Annotated in this window: 14 protein-coding genes and 2 pseudogenes; 7 read left to right on the top strand and 9 right to left on the bottom strand. The window is 65.7% G+C overall.

Going from position 1 to position 16091, the window contains the following annotated elements:
* Window positions 1–81 precede the first annotated feature (81 nt).
* The 5 genes from DL991_RS42730 (at window position 82) to DL991_RS43525 (ending at window position 3980) form a co-directional block, all read left to right on the top strand.
* Window positions 82–255, top strand: coding sequence for a hypothetical protein (locus tag DL991_RS42730; protein WP_158634472.1), 174 nt, complete (start codon window positions 82–84; stop codon window positions 253–255).
* A gap of 79 nt (window positions 256–334) precedes the next feature.
* Entirely contained in the window at window positions 335–865 is a 531-nt protein-coding gene (locus DL991_RS31665; RefSeq protein WP_125788032.1) for a hypothetical protein, read from the top strand.
* Between the two features lie 311 nt (window positions 866–1176).
* A complete protein-coding gene (locus DL991_RS31660; protein ID WP_125788031.1) occupies window positions 1177–1416 on the top strand; it encodes a hypothetical protein in 240 nt (79 codons plus the stop codon).
* A gap of 256 nt (window positions 1417–1672) precedes the next feature.
* Window positions 1673–1876, top strand: a complete 204-nt coding sequence (locus DL991_RS31655; RefSeq protein WP_125788030.1) for a hypothetical protein — start codon at window positions 1673–1675, stop codon at window positions 1874–1876.
* A gap of 1504 nt (window positions 1877–3380) precedes the next feature.
* Complete coding sequence (locus DL991_RS43525) at window positions 3381–3980, top strand: carbonic anhydrase (RefSeq protein WP_370308418.1); 600 nt, start codon at window positions 3381–3383, stop codon at window positions 3978–3980.
* On the opposite strand, the gene DL991_RS31645 is transcribed toward DL991_RS43525, so the two are convergent.
* From DL991_RS31645 to DL991_RS31635, 3 genes are read right to left on the bottom strand one after another with little or no spacing between them, the layout of a single operon-like run.
* Complete coding sequence (locus DL991_RS31645; protein WP_125788029.1) at window positions 3864–4817, bottom strand: hypothetical protein; 954 nt, start codon at window positions 4815–4817, stop codon at window positions 3864–3866. The genes DL991_RS43525 and DL991_RS31645 overlap by 117 nt on opposite strands.
* A gap of 4 nt (window positions 4818–4821) precedes the next feature.
* Entirely contained in the window at window positions 4822–5352 is a 531-nt protein-coding gene (locus tag DL991_RS31640) for a hypothetical protein (protein ID WP_125788028.1), read from the bottom strand.
* Between the two features lie 35 nt (window positions 5353–5387).
* On the bottom strand, window positions 5388–8633 hold the full coding sequence (locus DL991_RS31635) for a CHAT domain-containing protein (protein ID WP_125788027.1): 3246 nt from the start codon (window positions 8631–8633) through the stop codon (window positions 5388–5390).
* A 94-nt stretch (window positions 8634–8727) separates the two neighbouring features.
* Between DL991_RS31635 and DL991_RS31630 the strand changes: the two genes are divergently transcribed.
* The gene (locus DL991_RS31630; protein ID WP_125788026.1) at window positions 8728–10560 is read left to right on the top strand and encodes a hypothetical protein; all 1833 of its coding nucleotides are present in this window, start codon (window positions 8728–8730) and stop codon (window positions 10558–10560) included.
* Between the two features lie 74 nt (window positions 10561–10634).
* On the opposite strand, the pseudogene DL991_RS31625 reads toward DL991_RS31630, so the two are convergent.
* The 3 genes and pseudogenes from DL991_RS31625 to DL991_RS44080 form a co-directional block, all read right to left on the bottom strand.
* Window positions 10635–11024: pseudogene (locus tag DL991_RS31625) on the bottom strand (SAM-dependent methyltransferase); the annotation flags it as partial.
* A 225-nt stretch (window positions 11025–11249) separates the two neighbouring features.
* Window positions 11250–11780 (bottom strand): RICIN domain-containing protein, encoded by a 531-nt coding sequence (locus tag DL991_RS31620; protein ID WP_125788024.1) that lies wholly within the window; start codon window positions 11778–11780, stop codon window positions 11250–11252.
* A gap of 574 nt (window positions 11781–12354) precedes the next feature.
* A pseudogene (locus DL991_RS44080) lies at window positions 12355–12408 on the bottom strand (hypothetical protein); the annotation flags it as partial.
* 71 nt (window positions 12409–12479) lie between these two features.
* On the opposite strand from DL991_RS44080, the gene DL991_RS42725 reads away from it, so the two are divergent.
* Window positions 12480–12644, top strand: a complete 165-nt coding sequence (locus DL991_RS42725; RefSeq protein WP_158632702.1) for a hypothetical protein — start codon at window positions 12480–12482, stop codon at window positions 12642–12644.
* Between the two features lie 520 nt (window positions 12645–13164).
* On the opposite strand, the gene DL991_RS31610 is transcribed toward DL991_RS42725, so the two are convergent.
* From DL991_RS31610 to DL991_RS31600, 3 genes are all read right to left on the bottom strand, one after another.
* Window positions 13165–13560 carry a hypothetical protein gene (locus DL991_RS31610; protein ID WP_125788022.1) on the bottom strand — a complete coding sequence of 132 codons (396 nt, stop codon included), beginning with the start codon at window positions 13558–13560 and terminating at the stop codon, window positions 13165–13167.
* On the bottom strand, window positions 13553–14857 hold the full coding sequence (locus tag DL991_RS31605; protein WP_125788021.1) for a pre-toxin TG domain-containing protein: 1305 nt from the start codon (window positions 14855–14857) through the stop codon (window positions 13553–13555). The genes DL991_RS31610 and DL991_RS31605 overlap by 8 nt, the downstream gene beginning before the upstream one ends.
* A 965-nt stretch (window positions 14858–15822) precedes the next feature.
* The coding region (locus tag DL991_RS31600) for a hypothetical protein (protein WP_233599097.1) at window positions 15823–16091 on the bottom strand (269 nt) is incomplete at its 5' end.

The following is a 16091-nucleotide window of genomic DNA, read 5'->3' as shown; positions in this document are numbered from 1 at the left end:
CGGTAGGGAAATCGTGCGACGAATACCCCCTTCGCCAGCACCTACCAGGGAGGTTCGCTCAACCCGGATCACTCCTGCTACATGGTGCCCGCGACCCAGAACAGCCTCGAGGGCAGCCGCTACCGCCGCCCCTGGTACACCGCCAACCGCGTGCTGGACAAAGACAAGTTCTGGGTGAACGTGGTCCTTCCCGCCGGCATCACCGACCAGGAAATCGCCGAGAAGACACAAGCGTTCGTGAAGTGCCCGGCATAACCTAGCCATCCAACTCGATGGGGTGAGGCCGCACCGCGGCCTCACCCCAGTCACGGTCCCGCACAAGGAATAGAGACCGATGCCTGCCACGATGCTCGCCCACACCACCGGCACCCTGACCATCGAGGACAACACCTTCTCCCTCGGAGACCGCAACGATCCGCAGAGCCCGCTCTACCACGTCGGCGCCCTGCCCTCCCCTCACGTCACAGGACTCCTAGCCACTGCCCCAGGTTTCGTCGCGGTCACCTGCGGCGTCCACCTCGGCGACATCACCATCACCACCGAGACCTGGGACGGACCTCCCGAACCCGACCTCGCTTCCTGGGAGGACGTCGCCGAAGTCTCGGTCACCTGGTCCATCGCCGAAATCGCCGTCTGCGGAACCGAAGCCGATGGCGCCATCGACATACCCATCACCCTGCCACCAGCCGCGAACGGCAGCTTCCGCGTCCGGGACTCCGTGCGCCACCGCGACGCCGGCGAAGACCGCAGCCCAAACGACCCGCAGGAACACCACCTGATCCAAATTTGGCCGGAAACACCACGCCAGGACGAACTCCTGAAAGCCACCGACAACACCGGCACACTCTGGCGAACGCACAGCTGACGGCGGCGCCCGGCGTGGCCTGCACCTGGACCTCGACCCCGACATAGACAGCCCACGTCCCACCTGATTCGCGCTGGTGCTGGCAGGTCCGGGTTCGCAGCCAATATGCGGAGCGTCGCGTTCATCCACCGCGGGAAGCGCGATCGTCGATGCCGCGGCGGCACGGCGCCGGGCGGCCGCCTTGGCGCCACCTCTCCCCGGGGTCCAGTCGACGCCGAAGGCGTCCGCCGGACGGCCCGGGCCGTCCGGCGAACCAGCAGGCGTGCATACACTCGCCGCGCTCACCCCCGGCGATCAGGGTCAAGGCCGGCGTGTACGTGGTGAAGGCGGCGCTCGCCGGGATCGAAGGCGCGAAGGACTTCTTCATCACCGGCCTGGTCGGGTTTGTCCCTCACGACCGCGCCATAGCCATCACAGTGCCAATCATTTTCACCGTAGTCCTGTGCTTTGACCAGGGTTGGCCGACGCCGCAGGGTGCGTCGGCGAGCCGGACGGAACGCCACAGCCGCCTGTCCTCCGATCCGATCCGCCGGATAGTCATCACGTCATAACTGACGCCAGAACCGTAGAAGCACCTGCGACGCCACTGCCGCCCTCGTTCCTCGAACGCGAGCGTGTCCAGGCAAGGGGGCTGCGGCGAGTCGCCTACATCATTCCTCGGGCGCGTTCCACTGCACTGTCTAGCATCACGATCACATCTTGCAGCCCAGACGCATTACTGGCTGCCCGATCCAGTATTGCCGCGCTATCACGAAGATGCGATAGGTCACGTGCCGCCATATATAGTTGTGAAGCACTGTCCGGAAGGTGGATGAGATCATGCGCCGCAGCGCCAAGCATATTGACTGCGTCTGGATCGAGGACCGATCCAGACCTGCGAAGCTCCCTTATCTCGTCATTCAACTCGCGAATCAAGGCAGCCGCTTCAGCGTCGGTCTTTTCAAGGCGGTTCAAAGTTGCGCGAATGTCGCGGTTCTGCTCATCAACCGCCTCAGCTATTCGGTCGACTAGCTCATCTTCGTCTATGTCTCGCAAGCCCCGCAGGCCGTCGTAAAGTCCAAATTCACGCTCATTTTTCCACTCTTCAAGAACTTTGATCGTGCACCAGCTCCAGACTCGTCGATCGTGTCATGATGCGGCTTGCAGAGGAAGAGCAGATTCTCGAAGGCGTCGACCGTCGCCTTCGATATACCGGAAACGTACCGTTCCGCTGCCACCTCATCTGATCGAATGTGCGCAATTTGTAGGTTCATTCGATATCGATCTTCGACTTTCCGGAGCAGCGGCTCCGTGCAGCCGGGACCCCAGTAGCACCTGCCCTGTCCGAACAAAATAAGCGCGGCGCGGTCGCCAACTGTGTAGTTGCGTGGCGACATGACTTACCCTCCCTGAATGTGCGGTCACTCAGGTAATACACCTGAACACCGACAGTTCGGCCGCAGTGGGCGAGCCAGCTCAGCACACATCACTCGATCGGCCTAGCGTCCTTTGGTGGCACAGGTACAGGCACGCGAACGTCAAGCTTCACGATGTCGCCACTGTGATCGTGTCCGCTGGAGCGCCCGTGGAACCCTTGGGCGTCGGGCAGGAGGTCTCGCAGCAGCGGCTTCGGGAGGTGCGCCTTCGCGTGCCCAGCACAGGTTTCAGTCAGTAACTGCCGCTGCTCGGCTTGAACATCTTGCAGCAGCCTCAGGCCGCCGAAGCGACCGCCCAATGGCAAGCAATGCGAGACCGCGACCCAGCAGGCTAAACAAGCGTGCGACCGGGCGATGGCGGACACGCAGGCCCTAACGCGGGCCAACGCCGAACGAGGAGACCCCTTTCGAGCGCGGCGGCGTGCTTGGGCGCGTAAAGCCCTCAACGATCGACTATCGCGCCTCCTAGCCCAATCCCCCACTATTCCGTACACCCCCCACCCGCTCAGCTTTGGTACCGCAAGCTACGAACGTCTAAGGCGCACCCATCTAGGCAAACAGCGCCTGTGGCGTTCGCTTTGGAGAGAGCCAGCAGATCACAACACTTCCACCAACGGGATTTCGCAATCACACGCCACCTCTTCACATTTCGAACACCACAGAAAAAAATGCGTTTACCGATGAACAACTAATGCCAGCGCAGATCCAAACGACCACGTCGTACGTTTCATTGACAAGCGACCTTAAGCATGCACGGAACTACTCCCGACGGATACGCGGCGAGATACTTTTCGTTTCGATGCTTACACGAGAAGCTCACGTCAAGATCGACAGCACGTCGATGCGATCTATGAACACGACTAAGGGTTCACAACCTCGAACTTGAGCACGAAATCCTCGAAAGGTTTCGAACCACTAGACCATCGAGGCTACTGACACCACCCAACAGCAAGTGGATCGGGTTTCCTGATTATATTCGTCCCGCTATAGCGATTAGCGCTACGCGGCACACAAGTCGCGCACGGTACCGTCGTTCCCGCTGCAGCAGAGTCATTGTCACGAACAATTAAGATGGTCGTTCTCGCGCATGCCTATACGGCATCAGCATCCTCGACTGCCCGCTGGTCGTCGTCCTCGGCCACGACTCCTGCGGCGCCGTCGCCGCGACCCGCGAGGCGCTGACCGACGGGCTCGGCACCAACGGCTTCGTCCGCGACGTCATCGAACGGGTCACCCCGAGCGTCCTCGCCGCCCGCGCGGCCGGGCTCACCAGCAACGACGACATCATCGACGAGCACATCCGCCACACCGTCGACCTGCTGGTCGACCGCTCCCGGCTGCTCTCCGAGCAGCCGGGAGGACCGCCGTGGTCGGGCTGTCCTACCACCTGTCCGACGGCAACGCGCGCATCGTCACCATCCGCGGAATCGACACGGCGGCCGGTAAGAGCTGATCACACATTCGAGGTCGACTTGTTCGACAACGCCCTCCACGCTCCACTGCCGATTACGGTGAACGGACCGTACCGACACGCCGCTCGGGGCCGCCGAACTCGAAGTCGTGCGGTTGCGCGGCCAGGTAGGTCACCGGAGCCACACCACCAACAACCCACTCCCGATGAGCAGGAACCACGCGAGCACGCTCAGGGAAACGGATGGCAGCGCCTTCACCGCAGGACGATCGTCGGACTTGGGCAATAGCGGTGTGCCGAGCGGGATGTTCCGGTGCCAGAACTGATTCAGCCGCGCCCACTGTTCGTCACCGTCCATACCGAGGCGATCGAGGAGTTCGTGGCGGTAGAGGTCGAACGCGACGCGCACCTGGTCGCCGTACAGGCGGGCTGGCGCCAGCGCCCCGCGGTAGGTGGCCCAGGCGAGCGCAGCAGCGCTCCAGTAGCAGGTGAGGAACAGCCAGGGCGGCCCGCCGGTGACCGCGAGCCATCCTCCCGCCGCCACTGCGAAGAACGCCGCGTGTGCGGAGATCATCACTTGGAATTCGAGTTCTGCGCGGGCGGAGGCCAGGGAGGCCGTGAGCTTGTCCGGTAGCAAGGGGAACAGGCGCGGCCAGGTCAGCACGGCGTCGGCACCGTAGCGGTCGGCCGGGTAGCTTTCGGCGGCGCGCAGGATGTTGCCCAGCCGGGTCGGCAGAACGTCGGCCGGGTCGACCGGGTAGTCGGCCGCGCCGCGTTCGAATCCGAGCCGCCGGGCGCGCCTGCGGTGGCGGTGCGTGCCGGGCAGCAGCAGGATGTGCCCCAGACGCCCCGGCCACAGTCCTTCGTAGCATCGGGTGATCGTCTGCGCCGCCCCGGATACGATGGCGGCGATCAGCACGGCGACGACCACGACACCGGTTCCTGCCAACACTTTGATCGTGCCATCGAGTGCGTTCCACGCGCGCAAGGCCGTGGCCGGGTCGGTGAGTGTGCCGGCGACGACCGTCCCGAGCAGGCCGAGAGTGATCAGGGTCGGCAGCAGCGCGTTTAGCAGGAAGCGCCGGTCGAGCAGACCGGTGGTCTCCCGCACGACATCGGTGAGCACCGGGTCACCCGTCCAGCTCGAGTTCATGCGGTGCACGGTCGGGGTTGGCGCACCGCGGCGGCCTGCGCGGGTTCCAATGCTCGAGGACGTTGCGATAGCCGCAGTGCGAGCACGCGACGTGCGCTGCCGCGAGCCGCACCCGGCCCGGCAGCGCTCCGTCGGACGAGGCGCCGGCCGGACCCATCTCGTTGCCAGGCAAGGGATGCGCGCCGGATGCGAGGTAGTCCGTCACTCGCGCCACCGGGAGCAGCCCTACTGGAGTGCCGTCACGTGTCAGCACGAGTCGGGTGATTCCGAGCAGCAGCAAGGTGACCGCGGAAGAGTCGGCGAACTGCGCGAAGGTCTGGTCCGCGTGGACCTCGACCGCGGGCGGCAGCGCCCGCCACGACGCCAGCGTCTCCGCGTCGGCGTATGCTAGTTCCTGCGCGGTCACGGTGCCCAGCACAGTGCCCTCATCGTCGACCACCACTCCGTCACCCTTCAGCACGGCACGTGCTTCGGCCGGAGTCAGCTCGGCTGCCAGGACCGTGAACACTTGGTCACCATGCTCGGCGACCCGATCCCCGGGCTTCACTGCCAGTCCCCGATCAGCACGAACCCGGCCCAGTGGCGGGGATGGGCATAGATCCTCCTGAGGTAGTCGGGCTGTACAGCGGTGCCGCGGGAGGCCAGGGTGGCCCTGGCGTGGGCGGTGCACAGCCCGCGATCGTCGCCGCTCGCCGAATCGAGCAGTGTCGCATATATTTCGGCCGCCGTGACGAAATCGCCCGCATGGAACCTGATGTCGGCCACGCTCCGCGCGACTGTCCGCTCGCCGCCGCCGACCATGGTGCAGTACTCGATCACGCCTTCACAGGTCGACGTGCGCACCGCGAGCTGTGCTGTCCGCAAGGCCTCGGCCTTTCCCTCGCCTTCCCTCCGTGCCAGGTAGAACGAGTACATCAACAGACCGGTGGCCACCTCGTCCACCGGCCACAGGCTGACCAGAACGGCCGACGCACCCGCGTAGATCAAGGCTCTGGGCAGGCCGAACAGCTCGTCGCCTTGACGACGGTGCGTGACGCCGCTTTGGCAGGCGCTGAGCGTGACCAGGTCAGCCGGTAGCCGGATCCCGAGGATCTTCTCGGCGGTCAGTGCGCCATCGGCGCCCTGGTTCGCAAGTAGCACACGGGATTGCGCGGGCCTCTCGGCATCGAACTCGCCGTGACAGGCGATGTGGAGCACCGAGACCTCCTCCTGCACCGTGGCCCTCAGCCGGGAAATCGAAGCCTGCTCGCCGACAACCCGTTCGGCATCTCCCAACAGTGAGGCGATCAACCGGCTCTGGGCCCGCGAATGCGCCAACGGCCGATCCACGAGGGAATCCGCCAGCACGACCGACCTGCCGGCGTCCGGCCGCCGTTTTGCCTGGCAATAGCGCATCACCGCGGCCGACGGGGTGTAGCAGGTCGGATTCCGTTCGGCCAGTGGCACGCCGCCGACCTCGATCGCGTGCAACGGCACACCGTGCAGCTGGTCATGCGGGACCACCCAGATCACTTGCCCCGGTTCACTGTGCTGGACCAGCGGAGCCACAAGCGGGTTCAGTGACTTCCACTGGTCCGGTTCCGCGGAACGGACGTCGTCGAACGCGGAGTCCACGATCCGGGTGAGGGCGTCCCGGCGCATCGGCACGCGCACCACGGTGGGCTCGGTGGCACCGGATCCGACCAGCAGCAACACGACGGCGTCCTCGGTGACGTGGTACTCGGCCAGCAAAGCCTGCCCCAGCAACGGACCGAGTTCGGTGAACGTGAGTGGATCACCCCGGCGCAGCTGGACATACTCCGCACCGGACATCCCGGTGTCGGTCATGTCCTGCCAGGTGACGTTCAGCCGGGTGCGAGCGGCGCGCACGGCGGCCACGGCGGCGACGCGCTGACCTGCCGTCTTCATCGCGGCGCGCTGGCGCTCGATCTCGGCCATGTCGTCACGTTCGCGTCGCACGAGCCGGCCTGGCAGGTGTTCGGCGCGGAAAGACGTACTGCCGAGTTGCTCCAGCAACAGCTGCGAACGGGACCGCTCCGCCAGGTCGAACGCTGCAATGGACGGCTGCGGCTGCCCGGACGCGTCCGCCGCCGCAGTGAGTAAGCCGATCTGATGGGAGTGCAGGATCTCGAACCAGCCGTTGACCTGGAGGCGCAGTTGCTCGTCGATGACCTCGTCACGGAAGCGCTCCTGCTGCCGGAGCGCCTCGTTGAGCGTCTCGAACGCCGCGCGAGGATCGGTCGGAGTCTGCATCCTGGCCAGCTCCGCCAGGACGCCCATCGCGATGAGCTGCTGGGAGTTGCGCTCCAGGATCACCGCGGCCGCTCGCAACTTCTGAGCACCCTCCTCACGCCTTCCCCGGCGAAACAACTTGGTGCCCTGATCGATCATCCGTTGAGCCGGGCCCGTCCCCGGCAAGCGGTTTCGGGAGATTTCGTGTTCCTCCGCCGGCGCGCCTGGCGGAGCGGCGGAGACGAGAGGCAGCCACGGAGGGAAGGGCAGACGCGGATTCCCGGGCAGCCCGGCCTGCATGGCCATCTGCGAGTACCGCTGGTCATCGCCAAGGTCATGGGCATTCGCACCCGCCCACCGTCGGACAGGTGCGACGAGATGGGTATCGGCGGCGATCGCCGCTCGTTCGGCCGTGGCCTCGGCACGGCGGTCCAACCGTTCGGCCAGCAGCCGGGCGCGGAACAGCCGAGCCAATGCGGCGATCGCGGGCAGCCCGGCCTCGTCATAACCGGTCGCGGCGGCGCGGTACCCGTCGGCGGCGGCGTCCCAGTCCGCCTCGGCTTCCCGTATCTGGCTACGGGAGAACGCGCAGTGGGCCCATGCTCGTGCGACATCGTCCGAGGCGAGATGCGGCTGCGCGATGGTGATCAGCTGCTCCGCGGTGGTCAGCCGGTGCTTTCCGGCGGCGATGGCGTGTGAGTTCGGCGGCCATTGCGTCTGCCGGAAGTCCCCACGCAGGTCGTAGACGGCTAGGTCGGCCATGGTGTGTGGAAGCGCCAGCCCGGTTGGTTCCCGCACCTCATCGTGAAGCCACGCTTCGGCGGAACGGGGGTCGTGATCGCGGAACCGCCGCGCTGACTCGACCCTGGACCACCACAGCACCCAGTCGTCCGTGCCGAGGTGCACGGCCAACGTCCCCATGGCCGTCAATGAGACCGCGATCGATGCCAGCCCTTGAGCGGTCGACGGGTACAGAAGGAACGAATAGGCCAGGACCGTGCCATTTGCGAGGACGCTGACCGGATGCGCCAGCGACCATGCCTGCGGGATCGGCCAGCGAAGCAGCCGAGTCGACACGATCTGCATGATCACGAACGCACCCCCGGTGAGGAGGATTTCCACCGTCCCGCTAGGCAGCCAGCCGGTGCCGAGGGGCGTGACCGCCACGAGCACGCCCAGGTTTCCCAGCGTCTCCAACGTCAAATGCCAGCGGCGCTCGTAGCGGCTCACCTTGCGGGTGCGGAGTCTGCTCAGTGCACAGACGACGGTCGCGAGCCCACCTACAACCATGGTCAGCACGTGGTTGCCCGAGCCGCCGGCGGTCACCAGCCCGCCCGCGATGCCCAAGGGGATCCACATCTGTGCCCACGAAATGCCGCGTATCACCCGGTCCAGCAGCGCCAATGGCCTGCCTGGTGCATTCGTCCGACGACCCATCCGTGCTCCGGCTGCGAGCACCAGTGCCAGCGCGACGAACGTCGTCGCCGTCGTGAGTACCCGCGGGTCGAGCAGGGACGGACTTGCGTCCTGTGCCAAGCCTTCGGCGAGAGACGTCACCGCATTGTCACCTCATTTCGCATCAAACCATCATCTCGGTCGGGCATCGCGATCACAATGGAATGTCCGGTCGCGCGATGACGAGGAGTTCGACTTGGAAGCCCAGATCGCCCTCGGCAACCCTTCGGTGATCGCGTATGTCCTGCTGGGCGTCGCGAGCCTGGCGCTGGCACTGTCCCGGTTGCAAGACGTAGTCGGCTCCAGCGGACGTGGCCGTGCGCTCTACCTACTCGATCTGACGGTCGCCGTCGCGTTCCTGTTCTTCGCTGGGCGATTCAGTGTTCTGGTGGCGACGGTGCCCCCTGACCTGACCCTGGTCGTGGTGGCGGCCGGGTTGGCCGCCGGGCTGACGGGCATGGCCACCACGGGCTTCGTCGCGCTCGTGATGGTCACTATCGGCGGCAACGGAGCCCAGCTGCTCGTCTGGTTCGTCACGCCACTGCTGGTCGGCGCGGCGTTACGTAACGTCCGGCTCGTACCGGAGCGGCCACCGTCGACCGGTCGTGGGCTGCCGGAGGATTTCGAGCGATGGGTCATGCGGCCGAACGCACGCGATCTGCTTTGGAGCCTCGCCGCGAGATCTACGTGCGTCCTCCCGCTGGTGTTCGTGTTCCTCGTGCCGGGAGATACGGACCTGAGAGCGCGGATCTTCGGCGCCGTCGTGTTGTGGGTGACGCTCCTGGCCGCCGATCGGGCCCGGATGCCTCTGCTGATCAGCCACCGCAGAGCCGCGCGGACGATCGACGTGAGCCTGTTCCTGGTACTGCTGGCGGTCGCCGCCGGCCCAGGTGGAGAGTTGATCTCGCAGTGGTGGGCGGCGCACGTGGCCGACGCCCAGTGGTACGTGATGCTGGCTGGGGCCGGGGTCATGATCCTCAACGACGCCGTCGGTCCACGGTTCGACCGATGGCGGATCTCCTGGTTGCTGGTGCGGGCCAAGCGGTTCCTCATCGGGCTACCGCAGGTCGCGCTTGTTTGCTCAGCTCTGCCGTTCCTCATCGCGGGGGTGTTCCACCCGGCGCAGGGACCATTGGAGTCGGCGTTGGTCGCCTTGCTCCTCGGGCTCGCGTACGCGCTATGGTCGGGGCGAAACGGTGACGGCTTCAACCGCCAGATCGCCGACGCCTGGATCCTGGCGCATGCTTCTCCCCGGGAGCGTAAGTTGCTGCTCGCCGGCTGGCGGACCGACAACTTCTACCGCCGGGCCAGGCGATTCCGGCCGTGGGCCTACACGAACTTGCCGCGGATCGCCGGGGTGCTGGCGCATCTGGGAGCCGAGTCCGCTCACGCGACCACGGCCGTGTCCATGACGCTGCCGTGGGGTGAACAGGTCCGGCTCGATCACAGCCTCAGCCACAAATTCCTCGGCCTGGCGGAACAGGCGCTGGACGGGGTGGACAAGACCTTTCCCGCGCAAATGACCACGCCGGGCACGGTCGGGCACCGAATCCAGCAGATCGCCCGCGCGGACCTGTCCGTGCGGCGCTCCACGGTCGCGCAGTACCTCGACGACTTCGAAGGCGCTATCGCAGCCTCGCGTCAGGCCGCCGATCAGTACCTCGCGGCCACGGCACCGGCGCACGCGGCCGCCACGATCATCTTCACCGCGAACAGACTGTCCGCTGTCGGGCAGCACGAGGCCGCCGCCGAGTTACTCACGGAAGTCCCCGACGACCTACCGCCCCCTGTCCGACGGCTCCTGCTTGCCGTGCGCGCCGCAGCCGCGCAACGGGCGGGCCGGGCCGCCGCCGCCCGCAGCCTGCTCGCCGCCGCGAGAGCCATCCCCGACCGCAGACTCTCCGCATTCCGCAAGGTTTTCCTGATGGAACGGGTGAAATTTCCCTCCTACGGGGAGGGTGCGCACAAGACATTGGAGGCAACTGAGCGCGAACTCGACCGAAAGCTCGGCGCGGTCACCACACAGTGACGCATACGGCGACGACCCAAACCAGCACGCGGTGCACGCTGCGGTGATGGATCGAGTACGCCGACGCCCATGCCTTATGGTTTGCTAGCGACGACCCCGGCAATGCATTGCTCGACTTCATTGAGGGGAGTGAGTTTCGGCCCGTCCGGCCACCATTGATCGCATAGTTCCAGACCGGGTTTCTCGCTGGGACCGGGCGGTACGATCTTGAGACCTTCGACAAAGGCCAGAATCTCGCTCGCCGTGCGAAACCGGCCTGAGCCCATCGGGCTGTGAATGAATAGCTCCTCCATATTCCGAGCGAGCAGGCTCAACCCGGGCGTCTCTGGATCGAAGAAGTGCGCGATGACGACGAACGAGCCGCTGGGCAGCGCTTCGATATACTCGCGCATCAGATCTGCGCCGTTGTCGGCTGTGTAGTGGTGCAGGGTACCTGCCTGCAGCAGCGCCAACGGCCGCACGAAGTCGAGGGTGCTCGTGGGTCAACTCGTTGGCGAGGATCTGCGCGGGCTGGAAGACGTCCTCGGCAACGAAGTGGTGTTCGGGTTGTTGTCAAGGATGGATCGCCCATTGTCGAGCACCGCGTGATCGTTGTCGATGTCCTGAACGCGCTCTGCCGTTGGAAGATCACCACCGAGCAGAGCTGCGGCGAGATGTCGCCGCAGCCCTCTAGTCCACCGTGTTGCAGGTCAGTTGTAGAACCACCAGTCTTGCTCCGGGCCACCGTTGCACGTCCACTGGATCGCTGTCGCGCCCGGCGTGGTGCTTCGGCCACCGATTGCCAGACATTTACCGCTGTTGTTGTTGCGGATTGGCGACGTTGCAGGACCGCCGACGTACCACAATTGCTCCGGTCCGCCATTGCAGGGCCACAAGATCGCCTTCGCGCCAGGGGTTGTGCTGCGGTTACCGATCGCTAGGCACAATTCGCTGTTGTACTTGATGGGTGACCACGCGTTCCCGTTGACGTACCACGATTGCTCCGCCCCGCCGTTGCAGTGCCACTGAATCGCCGCGACACCGGGAGAGGCATTTCCGCCGCCGATGGCAAGACACTGATCGCTGTTGTCGTTCACGATGCGGATCCAGCCAGCTTGAGCGCTGACGGAGCGCAGTCCCGATGGTGCCGCGGTCGCCGATGAAGCCTGCGCAACAGGCGCTGCTGTCAGCGCCGTCGTCGCGATGGCGGCGAGTACCAGTCTTTGAATCAACCTCTTCATCTTGGGTTCCTTCCAGGCGGAATTGCGATCGCGCCGATGCCCGCCGGACCTGTCGAAGGTCGCCGTGTCGTGACGGCTCCTCGTCGAACGGGTTCAAGCCCGGTGGTTCCCGCAGCGACACACGGGGAAGGCACCCCGGCCCCTCAGCAGCCGGGGTGCCAACCACAGGTTTAGAGCAGCCCGGCTGTCCAGCGCCGGGAACGCGGCACCGGACATCAACCTCCGGACAATCGCTGACTGGTTCAGCGGACGGATGATCTTCGCTGCCACGTTCGCAGCCGACCTTCGGGATCTAGGACCGGCACTGAAGCCGCACCAGCAAGACGACCGGCGAGCACGTTGGGTTGAAAAGGCGTCTGGCGGATGCCGCACGAACGACACTTCGGCGACCTGTGCGGCTTGTCCCGATCAAGAACTTGTCGGTGCCGCGTTCTCTCAGCTGAGGTCGAACGGGTTGCTGGTTTGCAGCCACTTCGACCGGTGGTCGTAGAAAAAGCCGTCCGGCGGGTCGTCGAGCGGCAGGCTCATCGGGTTGGTGACCGTCGACGCATTGGGCGAACGGGCCAGTGACCGGGTCCATCAGCGCTCGCACATGCGGGTCGACATGGTGCAGCCACCAGTTCGACATCCCCAATGCGGGTTCGAACCGCTGGAACTCCCAGGAACGGTGTCCGCGATCGGCAGGTCAACCTCTTCGTCGTGAAGGGGAGCCGTGAGGACTTCCCGACTCGCCAGGACGTGGTGCGGAACACGGTGCCGGTGATGCATCGAGTCGTGGAAGTGCTCGGGCTGCCGGAATCGGCCGGACACATGCTTGTGCTGACACCGGAAGTGATCGCGAGACTTGCGGATGAAGAAGCCTGAGCAGCGTTGCGACACCTCTCGAGAACCGCAAGCGGAGGTCGCGGTAGGCCGACCCGAACTCGTTGTGGGGGCAAGACGTGACCGAGCTAGTCGCGGTGGCAAATCTGCTGGCCGTCCTGGAGAGTCACGAAATCGGACCCCGGGTGTAGGGTCTCGCCGCTCGTGACGTGTCGATCTCGGGCGGCCTGGGCGTTCTCCGTTGTCTCACGGTGACGTCACCATGATCAGTCTCAGACTCGTGGCACTTCCTCGGCTGAGATGGCCATGCCCGAGCACCAGTCGGACCCCTCGCCGCTGCGGGCTCACCATCCGGAGCCGTGATCGCGACGACGGGTCCGGCACGTCGGTCTTGCTCGCTGGGGCACGATATCGGGGCTGCTTCCCGTGCTGCTGATGCCACCGGCCGCCATTGTCGCGATTCCGCTACCAGCGACTCGGCTGTGACCGGAGCGGCGCATGACCCCGAATGGGCTCTGGTCAGGCCCGGTTGCGCCATACCAGGTTGCGCGCACAATGACGCTTATTGGGCCCGCTGGTCTCCTTTCGGGGTGTTCGACAGCCAGCACAGGCTCCCCTGAGGTGACCAATCGACTGCCTGGCAGTCGCGGACGACCCGCTCCACAGTGTCCTCGATGGACGACGTCCACGGCTCAAACCCCGTCTCGCCGATGTCTCCCACGATCATCAGGCCTTCGCGGAGCAGGTAGTCGAGCACGGTGGCGAAGAATCCAGCGAAGCGGTCGCTGTCCTCGGGGACGACCTGGATGGCGTTCCAGATCAGGGTGTCGACCGGGACCCAGTCGTCGAGAGCCCTGTCGAGTGTCGGCGCCACGGCTCGTTCGATCTCGAACAGTTCCGGCGTGGGGGCCACGGCCAGTTCGATCTCACGCAGTTCCCGCGCCCGCGGGTCATCCATCGAGATGCACCCTCAATGCATTCTTGCCGCTTGGGAAGATGTCGATTGTCTCGCCACCCGTCTTGGACGTCTGGCGCCACTGCATCGTCGTGCCGTCTTGCAGCGTGAACACATCGGGAATCTTATCCCCCCGGCCCGGAAGCCGCTGCGCACCTGCGGTCCAGTGGTCGAACAGTGTCCGCAGGTCGGCGACGGTCGACACAGTTTTGACGCCACTGTTCTTGCCTTGGGGCAGCGCGTCGAACGAAGCACGCCAACCTTTGGCACCGTTTTTCGCCGCGAGTTCGATCGCGCGCGAGACCTTGGTCGCTCGTTCTGCGGCGAGGAGCTTCTTCAGTGCGCCACCGGCCACCGGGACAGCGGCCATGCCGTAGAGGGCGCGTTCGAAACCATCGAGTTCCTGCTGGGTGAACGCGTCCTTCCCGACGATTGCCTCGACCGCGCTCTTCATGCTGCCGACCCCGGGAATGAAGTCCGTCACCGTCGACAGGACCGCCGCGACGTCCGGGTTGAGCGAGCCCGACTGAGTCGGGTGGCCGAAGGCTTCGTCGAAGTCGAACTTGATGCCCTTCAGTGACAACCCGCCCACCGGCATCCACGGCGTGGAGGTGAACTTGTCCAGGGTCCGGTTCGCCTCGGCGAGGATCTTGTTCGCCGACTCCAGATCACGCTTGGCTCCGGCGAAATCGCGGTCGGCTTTGGCCATACCGGCGCGGATCTGGATGGCACTCTCGTTCAGCTGAGCCGCGGCCAGCGCGATACCCGCCGCGGTGGCTTCCAAGCCGCGATTGTTGGCTTCCAGCGCGGCCACGTCGACGTGGATGTCCAGCTCCGGGAACGCTTTGACCTGCTCAATGGCGCCCTTGGCGATCGCGACCAGCTTGGGCAGCGACTTCACCACCACCGTCGTCGCGACCGCCGTGTCGCGCACCTGCTGCAATGACTCGTCGAGCTGGTCGAGGGCCTGGTCCACCTGGGCGGCGTCTCCGGAGTCGATCGCCTTGCCGACCGTCTCCAAGGTCTCAGTGGCCTGCTCGAGCGCGTGCCCAGCGACCTGATCGATGCCCTGGCGCAGGTGCCCGAGCACCAGGGCGCCCAGTTCGGTGCGGGCGAGCGACTTGCCCACGGCGAGCGCCGCCTTGGCCCGGTCGGCGGCCTTGCACACCGACAACTCCGGATGCCGGTCGCAGATGCCGGAGGCCTGGGCAGGGCCGGGTATCGCCAGAAGCATCGTGACGATCGCGGCGATGAGGCCGACGATGCCCCCTCGATGCGTGGCCCGAGCACGAAAACGCACTGTTCTCCTTTGATTCCTGATCAGCGGAGAAGACGGTAAGACACGTCCACGGAAGCCCGGCGGCCAACTGGACGATTTGTGTCGGCGGGCACAAGCATGTAACGGAAGCCAAGCAGCGGACGTTGTGAAAGAAATGCAACAAATCTCACTTGAAGAGCGCTGGACCTGAGCTCGTTCCCCGCAATGCGAGCAATTGGAGAATGCGTAGCTCGGTCACAGATTTCGCGGGCTTTGTTCCGGCAACGGTCACCTAACCTGACACGCACGTGCCGGGACCAGAATTCATGCGTGCCAGTCGCGACGTCGTGCGTATGCTGGCGCGATGGACGGGTGGACGACGGTGGACTGGTTCGCAGTACCTGGGCCGACCTGGTACCGGCCCGAGGCGGCCGCTGGCGCTGTCCGAGATCTGGCGGCGTCGGTGTCGGCTGACGGTGCCGCCTTGGCGGTTGGCCGGTTGGTCGACGCAGTCGGCAACGACCATCGCGGGACGCTGTACCCGGCCGCCGTCCCGGCTGTGAGTGTGCTGCTCAGGGTTATCCGGGATCTGCCAGGCAAACCACGTATTGAGGCGTTGGGTGTTATTGGACTGGTGGGGCTGTTTCGCGCCCGAGCCCGGGTACGCCAGCACCCAGGACGATGATGGGCCGCCTGTTGAGGTGACAGAGGCGGCCGAGCGCCAGATCCGCACCTCGGCAGACGTGTTACGTACCGTCGCCGGCGACTGGTCGGACGGCAGCCCCGCCAGGAAGATGGCCAAGGACTTACTGGCACTGCTGGACGCGGGCAGCTGGTCGGATCTGGCGGCCAACCGCTGACCAGAGCGCAATTCCGCACGTCCGTCAGCAGCGGCATCGCAGTCTCGGGCTCGGTGGGCAAGCCGCTGAACGCCTCGACGGCGTCGCCGTCAGAGAAGCGGGCGCCCGCTGTATCCGGTCCCCGCTGCCGGTCCGGGTACACGGCCGCTACGGCTCAGCGGGGCGCGGCTGGACCGAGTTGGGTTTCGTAGTGCAGCATGATCGCGAACAGGTGCCGGGGAGTTGCTCCCGGTCGGCCCGCATTGCGATCGCCACGGCGGTGAGGTTCACCGGGATGGCATCTGCTGCGGCGGCCCGGGTGGCAGCGGTGGTCTTGTCGGCCTGATCGAGCGCGGCCCGGGCGGCGGAGACCAGGGCGTGTCTGCGGGTGACGGGCAGCCAGGTGTCGATCTCGGCCACCGCGTTCGAACCCGGGG

The sequence above is a fragment of the Amycolatopsis sp. WAC 01375 genome, from assembly GCF_003947325.1.
Taxonomy (GTDB): Bacteria; Actinomycetota; Actinomycetes; order Mycobacteriales; family Pseudonocardiaceae; genus Amycolatopsis.
Note: the sequence above shows the minus strand (reverse complement) of the source record. Positions and strands in the feature narration are given on the sequence as shown.